Genomic DNA, 11,205 nt, shown 5'->3' on the forward strand with positions numbered 1-11,205 from the left:
TCTGATGCGTATCAGGGGAGTTAACCATGATCCGCACCGTTCTCCTTGCCGTGGCCGCCATCGCCGCAACCGCCGCGGTGACCGACGTCGCCGCTCAATCCGGCGCGCCGGTTCGCAAGCTCGACACTGCGTCCGGCACCTGGATCGCAGTCCGTGGCGGCGAGCAGCACGTGAGCCATTGCATCATGGGGCCGCGCTCGGAGGCATCGAACCCGCAGCCCGGCAAGCCGCAGTTCATGATCGCGGCCGACCGGGAGATCGTGCTGCTTCGCGTGCGCGCCGCAGACTGGTCGTTCTCGGGTGCGCGCGACATCGCCGTGACGCTCGTGACCGGCGATGGCGCCGAGTTCAAGCCGGCCGCGGCCGTGCATGGCAGGGATTTGATCGACATCGACCTGGGCACTGACGCCCGAAAGGTGATGGGGTTCGCAGCACAAACGTATGTTGAGATCCGAACCGAAGGCACGATTGTGCGTTTGCCATTGAACGGGGTGGCCGAGGTGCTGCCGGCCTATCGGGCCTGCCTCACCAGCATCGGAAACTCCATCAATCCAGAGTTTCGTGATATTGCAGTGCAATAAAGCGAGGGAAACCAAGGCATTAATGACGCTGCGGCACTATGCTGCGCCTCTACCCCAATGCCATTTCCCTCACGATATAATGCGTCGATAGAAGCCGATTATCGGCTCATCAAGAGGGACGACCCATGTTTCGCAACTCCCGCCGGTTGTTAGCTCTCGCGGCGATGTTCGCCGCACTGTCTTTCACCGTCGTCACCGCGGATGCGCGGCCGTCGTCGAGTTTCGGCAGCCGTGGCAGCCGCACCTACTCGGCGCCAGCGCCGACTGCGACGGCACCAAACGCGGCGCGTCCGATGGATCGCACCATGACGCAGCCGTCGGCCGCTCGCCCCGGTACCCCGGCCACCGCGCCGCGTCCCGGCCTGTTCGGCGGCATGTTTGGCGGTGGAATGCTCGGCGGCTTGGCCGCGGGCTTCCTCGGTGCCGGCCTGTTCGGCATGCTGTTCGGCCACGGCTTCCTCGGCGGCATGGGCGGCTTCGCCTCGTTCATCGGCCTTCTCTTCCAGATCATCCTTGTGGTGATTGTCGCCCGCTTGGCCTGGGCCTGGTGGCAGCGCCGCAACGAGCCCGCGACCGCAGGCGGCCCGTCGTATCGTCAGGGCCTGAACGGCGGCGATGGCCGTCCGCAGCAGCAGTCGATGCTGGGCGGTCTGTTCGGCGGCGGCTCGCAGGCGAACGAAGCGCCACAGGGCCAGCCGATCGAATTGCAGCCCGACGACTTCAACACGTTCGAGAAGATGCTCGGCGACATCCAGACGGCCTACGGCCGCGAGGATCTCTCCGCGCTGCGCTCGCGTGTGACGCCGGAGATGCTGTCCTATTACTCCGACGAGATGGCGCACAACGCCAGCAATGGCGACGTGAACCAGATCAGCGACGTGAAGCTGCTGCAGGGCGACCTGTCGGAAGCCTGGCGCGAGGGCAGCGATGAATACGCCACCGTGTCGATGCGCTACTCGCTCAAGGACCGCATCGTTGCGCGCGACGACGGCAAGCTGATCGAACAGCTTCCGTCGGAAGCCAAAGAGCTGTGGACGTTCCGGCGCACCCGCGGCGGCCACTGGCTGCTCTCGGGCATTCAGCAGACCAGCTAACTGATCAAGGTGCGTTCAGGCGACGCGCCGGCCGGGCCGCAAGGCCCGGCCATTTTCTTTTGAAGAGCGTGGCCGCGGTTACTTCGCGCCGTAAGCCGCCATGAACATGCGCACCGCGATGTCGACGACGTGTTTCACCCGCTCGGGACTCGGGGGAGGGGCGAAGTTGAACAGCACCGGCTTGAACAGCGTGCCGTGACCGCTCTCCATGAACTGCGAGGCCGCAACCTCATAATCGTCAACAGTGAGCACGCCGGCCTCGGTCTGGGCTTTGAGATAGGCAGCAAGCTTGGCGATGCCTTTTGACGGACCGGTCTCATAGAACACCTGGCCGATCGATGGCATCCGGTCGGCGATCGCGATCACCGTCCGCAACGCGGAGGCTTTTTCCGGCCTGCAGAGGAAGCTGACATAGGCGTTTCCGAGGCGGGTGAGGACGCCGGCGACGTCATGGTCGTTATGGTCGAGGTCGAAGATGCCCTCCGCCTGGGAGGCACACTCCAATAGGACAATGGCGCGGAACAACTCCTCCTTGTCCTTGAAGTAGACATAGAGAGTGCCCTTGGAGACGCCGGCCGCTTTGGCGATGTCTGCCATGCTGGCGGCATCGAAGCCGTGGGACAGAAACATCTGGCGCGCGCCTTCGACGATCTGACGACGCTTGGCGCTGTCTTCGCCGGTTTCCGGCGGCCGATCCAGGACGGCAATCGCTGCAGCATTCATGGCATCTCTCCCGAGCTTGGCTCGTGATTGGGGCCTTTTGGGCCGGGACCGCCCGATTCGGGGTGGTTTCGAGCCTTGCCCTTCATATGGCGCAGGCTGTGCGAAAAGGCAATGACCGAACGGTTCGGTCATATTGACTTCTCCTGAGGGCGGGCGTATTTCCACATTGACCGAACGGTTCGGTCACATGTGGAGGCGGTCATGTTGCAGCGCAAAAGCCGAGAGGCCTCAAGTCTGAGCGTTGTTCCTGCCGATGGACAGCTCGCCGAGCTGAAGGGGCCATCCCCTGAAGCGGCGCCGCAGGCCGACACCACACCGACGGAGGCCAAGGCGGCTAGTGGCATCAAGGCCAAGCGGAAGCTTCTGCTTGGCGGCGCGGCCGCCTTGGCGCTCGCCGCGGCCGCGTGGTTCGGCACCAACTACGTGACCGTCGGACGCTTCCAGGTGTCGACCGATGACGCTTATGTGCGGGCCAACAACACCACGCTCGGCGCCAAGGTGTCGGGCTATGTTTCCGAACTCGCCTTCGACGACAACACGCCGGTGCGCGCCGGCGAGGTGATCGCCCGGATCGACGACGGCGACTACAAGCTCGCGGTCGACTCCGCGCGCGACAAGGTCACGACGCAGCAGGCCACCGTCGAGCGCTTCGACCGCCAGATCACGGCGCAGCAGGCGGTGGTCGAGCAGGCCAGGGCGCAGCTCGTCTCCGCCAAGGCCGCGCAGGTCCGGATGCAATCCGAATACGAGCGCCAGCAGGCGCTGAACGGCAAGGACTTCGCCAGCAAGCAGACCCTGGAGCAGGCGATCGCCAACCGCGATCAGGCGGTGGCATCAGTGAAAAGCGCCGATGCTGCCATCGAGGGCGCAGTCGCCAACGTCGCCGTGCTCGAGGCGCAGAAGCGCGAGGCCTCAGGCACGCTCGCCGAGCTCAAGACGGCGCTCGCCAAAGCGGAGCGCGATCTGAGCTTCACCGAAATCAAAGCGCCGGTCGACGGCGTGATCGGCAACCGCGCGGTGCAGCCCGGCGATTTCGTGCAGACCGGACAGCGGATCGCCGCGCTGGTGCCGCTCTCCGACGTCTATATCGACGCGAACTTCAAGGAGACGCAGCTCGGACGGCTGCGCCCCGGCCAGCCGGTGTCGATCAAGGTCGACGCGCTGCCCGGCCAGAAGATCGAAGGCGTGGTGCAGAGCGTGGCGCCGGCCTCGGGCGCAGTGTTCTCGCTACTGCCGCCCGACAACGCCACCGGCAACTTCACCAAGATCGTGCAGCGCGTTCCGGTGCGCGTCCGCGTGCCGGCCGCCGTCGCGGGCCGCAACGAGTTGCGCCCCGGCATGTCGGTGATCGTCGACATCAACACCAAGCCTGGCGCGGTCGCTTCGCTCGCGCCGCAGACCCGCACCGCGACGAACTGAATTCACTCGTCAATTTCAGGAGCGTGTCATGGACGCTCAAGTCAGTGCCGCAAATGCCGACCGCATCGATCCGAGAAGGATGCTCGCCTTCATCGCGATGTGTTTCGGCATGTTCATGGCGTTCCTCGACATCCAGATCGTGTCGGCGTCGCTCAACGAGATCCAGGCGGGTCTTGCGGCCTCGGGCGATGAAATTCCGTGGGTGCAGACCTCTTATCTGGTCGCCGAGGTGATCTCGATCCCGCTGTCAGGCTTCCTCGCCCGCGCGCTCGGCACGCGGACGCTGTTCGCGGTGTCGGCTGCCGGCTTCACGGCAGCGAGCTTCGCCTGCGGCTTTGCCACCGACATCAACAGCATGATCGTCTGGCGCGCCCTGCAGGGCTTCATCGGCGGCGGCATGGTGCCGACCGTGTTCGCCGGCATCTACACCATGTTCCCGAAGTCGAAGCAGGCCACGATCGTGCCGCTGGTCGGCCTCGTCGCGACGCTCGCGCCGACCATCGGGCCTACGGTCGGCGGCTATCTGACCGACGCGCTGTCGTGGCACTGGCTGTTCTTCATCAACGTCGTGCCGGGCATCGTGGTGACGGTCGCGGCGCTGGTGCTGATCGACTTCGACAAGCCGGACTACGGCCTGCTCGACTACTTCGACTGGATCGGCCTGATCACGATGGCGGGTTTCCTTGGCACGCTCGAATACGTGCTGGAGGAGGGGCCGCGCAAGGACTGGTTCCAGGAGGACGCGGTCTTCTATGCGGCCATCGTCTCGGCGCTGTCGGCCATCGCCTTCTTCTGGCGCGTCCTCACGGCGAAGCAGCCGATCGTCGATCTGCGCGCGTTCACGGATCGCAATTTCGCGGTCGGCAGCCTGTTCTCGTTTGTGCTGGGCATCGGCCTCTACGGCCTGACCTACCTCTATCCGGTCTATCTCGCGGCGATCCGCGGCTACAACTCGCTGATGATCGGCGAGACGCTGTTCGTCTCAGGCCTCACCATGTTCATGGTGGCTCCGATCGTCGGGCGGCTCGCCGCGAAATACGATCCGCGCTTTCTCCTGATCGGCGGGTTCCTGATGTTCGCGCTCGGCACCTTCCAGATGCACTACGTCACCAAGGATTGGGACTTCTGGGAGCTGTTCTGGCCGCAGGTGTTCCGCGGCATCGGCCTGATGGCCTCGATCGTGCCGGTGACCAATGTGGCGCTCGGCACGCTCGCGCCGGAGCGCATCAAGAACGCGTCGGGCCTGTTCAACCTGATGCGCAATCTCGGCGGTGCGATCGGGCTCGCGGTGCTGACCACGATGCTCAACAAGCGCTGGGATCTGCATCTGGCGCGGCTGCACGACTCGACCAACTGGTCGCGAGGACCGGCGACCGACATGCTGGCAAACCTCACGGCGCGGTTTCACGACTTCGGCTCGAGCGCGCAGTCGATGGCGCTGAAAGAGATGATGCTGATCACGCGGCAGCAGGCTGAGGTCCTGAGCTTCGCCGACGTGTTCCTGATGCTGACGGTGCTGTTCGTCGTGCTTGCCGCCTTCGGCATGATGATGAAGCGTCCGGCGGCCGCGCCCGCCGCGGGGAGCGGCGGGCACTGAGCAGCGTCAGACGCCGGCAGCGGCGACGACGAGATTGGCCACCTGCTGGCCGGTGATGTCGCTGTGCCCGGAGATGAACTGGTCCGCATTGAAGTTGTGAATCTTGCCGGACGTGAATTGATACTGGCCGTTCGTCGCAAGCAGCCGGCCGTCGATGTGCTCGTTCGTCTGCAGCTTGACGGCGCCATTGCGCCCGAGGCCGCCGAACACGTCGTTCTCGTCGCCGAACGCGCTGGCATTGTCGCCGGAGATGCGCGACGCCAGCGGATAGGCCAGCCCGACCGCCTTGTCATTGACGGTGTGGGTAACGGCGATCGGGCCCGCGACTTTGGTTGCGGACATCACCTTGCGGAAGAAGCCGTCATGAGTGCCGTCGAAATGCCCGGTGAAGCCGTTGTGCGAGAACGCGCCCTGCAGCAGCGTGAGGCTCTTGGGTTTGAGCGCCGCGGCGCCATCGACGGCCGCCGTGACCACGCGCGCGCCGAAGCTGTGCCCGATGAGATGCAGCGCCAGGTCGGTGCGGGCATTGCGGATGCTTTGCAGGGCGCCGTTGAGACCGTTGCCGACCAAACCGGCGCGCTCCTTCATCTGATAGTAGGTCGAGAAGTTCAGCAGGCGGTTCGCGGCGGCCTTGATGCCGGAGAACAAATCGCCGAAGCCCGCCGCCTGGCCTTGCGCGTCCAGGTCTCCGAGCGCGGCGACCCCTCCGCTGTCGCCGGCCGGCTGCGCCGTCGGGATGACGGCCAGGCGGAACTTATCCAGCAGGTCGTCGCCTTTCATGCTTAGGAATTTGTCACTGGCATCGTCGGTCTTGTCCTGAGGATGCGCGGGCAGCATCCCGCGAATGAGATCGACGAAATCCCGTTGAGCCTGGGTGCTGTTGTCGAGTTGGTCGACAAGCTGCTTGGCCTTGGCAAACGCTGCCGGGTCGCTCTTGTCGAAGACGCCCTGAAGGCTGTCGAGCTTGGCTTTCACGGCGGACGCCGGCAGATCGGCGCCCGCGCCGCCGCCGGCTGCCATGCCGAGGCTTGCGGCGCCGCCGGCAGGGATCAGCTCTGCATCGGTGAACTTCTTTGACGGCCAGAACACGCCGACGATGGCGAACTTGCGCGCCGCGGGCGCGCGGTTCTGCAGAAGACCGGCCACGTTTCCAAACAGGCCGTCATAGAGCTGGCGGGCGTCCGCCATGTCGTTGTTCCAGCCATGAGAGACAACGAACAGATCGGTCAGCTTGCCGGGGCCGCTTTGCGAGACGGCCGCGACAATCGCATCGACTTGCGAGGAATTGAAAACCTTTCCGGTCTTGTCGATTTCGAGGGGAAAAAATGGAATTCCGGCAATGGCGTCCATTTGAAAACCTCCTTACACGGATTGAATCGCTCGCATCAGGTCGACCAGTCCCTTGCCCTGGAAATACACGGCGCGTTTGAGATCGGTCGCGGTTGAAAGAAAAATGTCCTTCACGGCCTCAGGCTGGCCGACGAATTCGCGCCGTGCGGACAGAAATGCCGCAATCACGCCTGAAACATGCGGCGCTGCCATGCTGGTGCCGCTGTCCTCCTTGTATTTTGCAACGATGGCGTTGTCCGTTGTGGCTTCGGCGGCGCCTTCGGCGCTGTCGCCGCTCGCGCACGAGATGATCTTCTCGCCCGGCGCCACCAGATCGGGCTTCAGCCGGCCGTCACCGGTCGGGCCCTTCGAGGAAAAATACGAAACGCCGTAGACATGCGGCATGTCGCGGTGCGTGGAGCCGACCGTGATCGCGAGATCGGCGTTGCCCGGATCGTTGATGGTCAGATCGAGGCCTGCGGGTGTCGGTCCCTTGGCCGCTGACTGGATCTGGCCATAGCCGGTGTTGCCAGCCGCAACCACGACCACGACGCCGGAGCGCACCAGCCGGTTGACCTCGATGCACAACGGGCTTTGACCGCAGGCGAACCATTTCGGCTCGAAGTCGTATCCGACGCTGAGGTTGACGCCGTGAATGCGGATGCGACGGCCGTCGCCGTTCAGCTCCTGGATGTACTCGAGCGCCGCAATCAGATTGCTCGCATTGCCGCGGCCGCTGTCGTCCAGAACCTTGAGGCTGAGGATCTTGCAGGCCGGTGCCATGCCGGACATGGTCGTTATGTCTTTGAGCGTGGCGGGATTCTGATTGCCGCTTTCGTCGCGGCGCTGGACCAGCGCCTCGATGCGCTGCGGCGCCGTCAACGGATTCCCATCCTTGTCGGTCGGTCTTTGGGTGGTGAAGTAGCCGGCAATGATGCCCGCGACGTGGGTGCCATGCCCCATTTTGTCGGTGCAGGCCTGATCCGCCGAATGCGGCTGGGAGATCGAATCCGGCGTGAAGTCGCGATGCTCCAGCGGAGCGTCCAGGCCGAGATTGTCGTACAGCTTGAAATGCGGGTGCTTGCCGTCGACTCCTGTATCGGCAACGGCCCAGACGATATCCTTGCCCAGCGTGCCGAACGCGTTGCGCGCGGCGTCGGCTTTGACCGTGCTGATCGATTTGTTGGTGAACACCTGGACCGCGTGATCGAGCCAGACGCGATAGAGCGGTGAGGCGCTCGATCCGCCTTTGCGGCGCTTTTCTTCGCAATCTCTGACAATGGCCCGGATGTTTTGGGCGGTCAGGCGGCCGAACAGGTATTGCTGGCTGTACATGCTCTTGGCGGCATGAATGCCCTGAAACCGCGAATCGTCCGGCGGGCTTGGCGGTTGAGCCGGTTGAGCAGCCGGTTGAGCCGGTGGCGTGGCGGCGCCGCTTGTCTTGGTTACACCGGGCAGTTGCTCAATCTGATTCCAGAGAACGGTTCGCGCCTCGCGGCGGCCGCCCGCGTATTCGAGATTGACGTCGATGATGATGTCGAAAATTGCTTCGAGTTTGCCCGATGCACCGTCTGCGAATGCCTTGTCGTTTTGCGCATTCTTGTCGATTTCCGCCAGCAAAGGCAGCGAGATCGGCGAGTTGTCGAGATTCCTTTTGTCGAACAAAGGCGGTGTATCCGCGCCAGCCGTCGGCTGTGCGCCAGCGGCGGTTGCGTTGCTTAGGGGTGTGCCCGCATTGGCCGGAGATGTCGGAGGTTGTTGTTGCGCAGGAGATGACGTCCGACGTTTCTTGGCCATGACTCGGTGTCATCCCGACGAGACACGAATGCGAAGATGGTCATTCAACCCCTAAGGGAAGTCAACGTGGATGAAGTGAATGGTTGTGGTGTCCCGTAACCTCCGGCCGTCGGTGTCTGGATATTCCCGCTGTCGGAGGTGACGTTAACTCCAAAGCCGTTTGCTCGCGATGTGGGCGCCCTCGTGACAAGCGGCGAGCTTGGCCCACACCACGTCGGGGGAGACCGCTTCATTGCCGGCCGACGTGCCGAATCCGCAATCGGTGCCGGCGATCACGCGGCTGCGGTCGCCGACCGTCTTCACCGCTTCGCAGATCCGGTTCGCGACCACCTCGGGATGCTCGACGAAATTCGTGGTGGTGTCGATCACGCCCGGGATGAGAACCATATCGGCTGGCAGCGGATTCTTTCGCAGTGCCTCGTATTCGTGCTGATGCCGTGGATTGGCGAACTCGATGCTGAGTGCGCCGACCTTGGCGCCATAGAGGATCGGCAACAAACCCGACAGCGGGAAATCGTGGGTGTGCGGTCCTTCCCAGTTGCCCCAGCAGATGTGCAGGCGGATGTTCTCGCGCGGCAGCCCTTCAGTGGCGCGGTTGATCGCCTCCACGTTGAGCTCCATGGCGCGCAGGAATTCCTTGTCGGTCTTGTCCTTGAACATCCGTGCGCGTTCGAGGCCGAAGTCGGGCGCGTCGAGCTGCAGCAGAAAGCCGGCCTTGACGATCGCCTCGTATTCCTTGCGCAACTCGCGCGCCAGCGCGAACACGTAAGTCTCGTACGAGTCGTAATACTCGTTGACCATCGTGGTCGCGATGATGCCGGGCGAGGCCGCCGTCATGAACGACTCGGCAGGCTTTTGCGGCAACCGAGCCAGCGCGCCCTTGAACAGATCGAACTCCGCCTGCGCCGCGTCGAGGCCGACATAGCGCACCTCGCCGATCGCCTTGGGCGGATTGGCGATGCGGTTCCTCCGGCCGCGCTTCTGCCGCAGCCGTTCGCTGAACAGCGGGAAGTCGTCGAGATCGCGCGGCGAAGGCCGTGTTGATTCTCCGCCGAAGCCTTCCATGCGCAGCGGCACATACATGGAGAAGCCGACGCGCGGCTGCTCGCCGTCGCTGACCACGTCGATGCCCGCCGCGATCTGCGCCTTCAGCACATTCGCGACCGCGTCGGCGCATCCGCGATGCAGCGCCGCTTCGTCGATGTGTTCGCCGGCCTCCTGTCGCAGCAGCAGGTCGGACAGTTCGGGCGGGCGAGGCAGGCTGCCGCAATGGGTGGTGAGAATCCGGTTGTCGCTTCTTCGCATAACTCAATCCTGCTGGATGTTCGCTCTTTTGATGATGTCTTCGTTGAACTTGAGCTGCTCGCGGAAGAATTTGTCGAATTCCTCAGGCGTCGAGCCGACCGCGTCGACCTTGACCTCGGTGTAGCGCTGCTTCGTCGTTGGATCGCGCACCGCCTTGGCGATCTCGGCCGACATCCGCTCGACGATGTCGCGCGGTGTCTTGGCCGGCGCGAACAACCCGACCCACATCGGAAACTGATAGCCGGGCAGCGTTTCGGACACCGCCGGCGCATCCGGCAGGAACGGCGTGCGCTCCTTGGTGGTCACGCCGAGCACGCGCACGCGGTTCTCGGCGATGTTGCCGAGTTGCGGCGCGAGCCCGTCGATGATCAGGTCGATCTGCCCGCCGATCAGCGCCGCGGAGGAGGGGCCGTTCCCGCGAAACGGCACATGGGTCATCTTCACGTTCGCCATGTGCATCAGCATCTCGACTGGAATGTGGGACGAGCCGCCGATGCCGCTCGAGCCGAACGTGTGCTTGCCGGGCTCCTTCTTCAGCAGCGCGATGAACTCGGCGAGGTTCTTGGCCGGCAGGTTCGGGTTGATCACCACCACCAGCGGAAACTGCGTGACCAGCGACACGGGTATGAAATCGTTGATCGGATCGTAAGGCGGCTGCTTGTGCATGAACGGCACCGCAGCGTGACCCGGTCCGACAAACAGGAAGGTATAGCCGTCGGGATCGGCCTTCGCGACGGTGCGTGCCGCGATGGCGCCGCCGCCACCGCCCATGTTCTCGATCAGCACCCGCTGCGACATCTGCTGGCTGAGTTTGTCGGCCAGCACACGCGCCATCAGGTCGACGCCGCCGCCCGCGGCCACATGCACCACGAGCTTGATGGGACGGTCGGGCCAGGTGCTCTGCGCGTGGGCAAGCGCGGTGGGCAACAGTGCGAGTGCGATGGCAATCGCGATCCTGCGCAGCATGTCCATCCTCCCTTGTTTTTGTCGGAGGACGGTGCGGTGCTGAGCTTGGCTTGTCCAGCGTCCGCGCGTTGCAGCGGCCATGCGGTTCGTCATGGTTTGCCGCGGTCATGCGCGATAGCGGGCAGATTATGTCCGGGTGAGTCAGTGCGTCTCGAATTCCGAGCGCATGGAGATCAACACCGCGGCGGCGTTATCCGAGCGTTCGGCAACGGAAGCGTGCGCGGATATTCCCATGTGTTTGGTGGCGACGTCAAAAAGATAGGCAGCGATCCGCTCTTTGCCTGCGCGTTGGTCCATCAGCATCACATAGACGGTGCCGACGTAGCCGTCGTATTCATCGGCCGCTTCGGGGACGCCAGCAACACCAATCGGATCCCATTCGCGCATGAGAATG

Annotated in this window: 10 protein-coding genes; 4 read left to right on the forward strand and 6 right to left on the reverse strand. The window is 64.0% G+C overall.

Features of this window, described 5'->3' with window-relative positions:
• Window positions 1–26 precede the first annotated feature (26 nt).
• Together RHPLAN_RS12905 and RHPLAN_RS12910 are read left to right on the forward strand one after the other, a co-directional pair.
• Complete coding sequence (locus tag RHPLAN_RS12905) at window positions 27–581, forward strand: hypothetical protein (RefSeq protein WP_068018263.1); 555 nt, start codon at window positions 27–29, stop codon at window positions 579–581.
• A 125-nt stretch (window positions 582–706) separates the two neighbouring features.
• Window positions 707–1,675 (forward strand): TIM44-like domain-containing protein, encoded by a 969-nt coding sequence (locus tag RHPLAN_RS12910; RefSeq protein WP_068018266.1) that lies wholly within the window; start codon window positions 707–709, stop codon window positions 1,673–1,675.
• A 78-nt stretch (window positions 1,676–1,753) separates the two neighbouring features.
• Here the strand turns inward: RHPLAN_RS12910 and RHPLAN_RS12915 are convergent, their stop codons facing one another.
• The gene (locus RHPLAN_RS12915; RefSeq protein WP_068018270.1) at window positions 1,754–2,398 is read right to left on the reverse strand and encodes a TetR/AcrR family transcriptional regulator; all 645 of its coding nucleotides are present in this window, start codon (window positions 2,396–2,398) and stop codon (window positions 1,754–1,756) included.
• Between the two features lie 201 nt (window positions 2,399–2,599).
• On the opposite strand from RHPLAN_RS12915, the gene RHPLAN_RS12920 reads away from it, so the two are divergent.
• Window positions 2,600–3,817 carry an HlyD family secretion protein gene (locus RHPLAN_RS12920; protein ID WP_068031109.1) on the forward strand — a complete coding sequence of 406 codons (1,218 nt, stop codon included), beginning with the start codon at window positions 2,600–2,602 and terminating at the stop codon, window positions 3,815–3,817.
• A 28-nt stretch (window positions 3,818–3,845) separates the two neighbouring features.
• A complete protein-coding gene (locus tag RHPLAN_RS12925; RefSeq protein ID WP_068018272.1) occupies window positions 3,846–5,414 on the forward strand; it encodes a DHA2 family efflux MFS transporter permease subunit in 1,569 nt (522 codons plus the stop codon).
• 6 nt (window positions 5,415–5,420) lie between these two features.
• Here the strand turns inward: RHPLAN_RS12925 and RHPLAN_RS12930 are convergent, their stop codons facing one another.
• From RHPLAN_RS12930 to RHPLAN_RS12950, 5 genes are all read right to left on the reverse strand, one after another.
• Window positions 5,421–6,764: a hypothetical protein gene (locus RHPLAN_RS12930; protein ID WP_068018275.1), complete on the reverse strand. Its 1,344-nt coding sequence runs from the start codon at window positions 6,762–6,764 to the stop codon at window positions 5,421–5,423.
• Between the two features lie 12 nt (window positions 6,765–6,776).
• Window positions 6,777–8,408 (reverse strand): S8 family peptidase, encoded by a 1,632-nt coding sequence (locus RHPLAN_RS12935; protein ID WP_068018277.1) that lies wholly within the window; start codon window positions 8,406–8,408, stop codon window positions 6,777–6,779.
• Between the two features lie 276 nt (window positions 8,409–8,684).
• Window positions 8,685–9,845: a cobalamin-independent methionine synthase II family protein gene (locus tag RHPLAN_RS12940; protein WP_068018280.1), complete on the reverse strand. Its 1,161-nt coding sequence runs from the start codon at window positions 9,843–9,845 to the stop codon at window positions 8,685–8,687.
• 3 nt (window positions 9,846–9,848) lie between these two features.
• A complete protein-coding gene (locus tag RHPLAN_RS12945; RefSeq protein WP_068018281.1) occupies window positions 9,849–10,811 on the reverse strand; it encodes a Bug family tripartite tricarboxylate transporter substrate binding protein in 963 nt (320 codons plus the stop codon).
• A gap of 141 nt (window positions 10,812–10,952) precedes the next feature.
• On the reverse strand, window positions 10,953–11,198 hold the full coding sequence (locus tag RHPLAN_RS12950; protein WP_237180127.1) for a hypothetical protein: 246 nt from the start codon (window positions 11,196–11,198) through the stop codon (window positions 10,953–10,955).
• Window positions 11,199–11,205 lie beyond the last annotated feature (7 nt).

Source organism: Rhodoplanes sp. Z2-YC6860, from assembly GCF_001579845.1.
GTDB lineage: Bacteria > Pseudomonadota > Alphaproteobacteria > Rhizobiales > Xanthobacteraceae > Z2-YC6860.

Coding starts and splice junctions, on each gene's coding strand:
- RHPLAN_RS12945 (WP_068018281.1), bottom strand. CDS start 10,811: ATGCTGCGCAGGATCGCGATTGCCATCGCACTCGCACTGTTGCCCACC.
- RHPLAN_RS12925 (WP_068018272.1), top strand. CDS start 3,846: ATGGACGCTCAAGTCAGTGCCGCAAATGCCGACCGCATCGATCCGAGA.
- RHPLAN_RS12905 (WP_068018263.1), top strand. CDS start 27: ATGATCCGCACCGTTCTCCTTGCCGTGGCCGCCATCGCCGCAACCGCC.
- RHPLAN_RS12910 (WP_068018266.1), top strand. CDS start 707: ATGTTTCGCAACTCCCGCCGGTTGTTAGCTCTCGCGGCGATGTTCGCC.
- RHPLAN_RS12915 (WP_068018270.1), bottom strand. CDS start 2,398: ATGAATGCTGCAGCGATTGCCGTCCTGGATCGGCCGCCGGAAACCGGC.
- RHPLAN_RS12950 (WP_237180127.1), bottom strand. CDS start 11,198: ATGCGCGAATGGGATCCGATTGGTGTTGCTGGCGTCCCCGAAGCGGCC.
- RHPLAN_RS12920 (WP_068031109.1), top strand. CDS start 2,600: ATGTTGCAGCGCAAAAGCCGAGAGGCCTCAAGTCTGAGCGTTGTTCCT.
- RHPLAN_RS12930 (WP_068018275.1), bottom strand. CDS start 6,764: ATGGACGCCATTGCCGGAATTCCATTTTTTCCCCTCGAAATCGACAAG.
- RHPLAN_RS12940 (WP_068018280.1), bottom strand. CDS start 9,845: ATGCGAAGAAGCGACAACCGGATTCTCACCACCCATTGCGGCAGCCTG.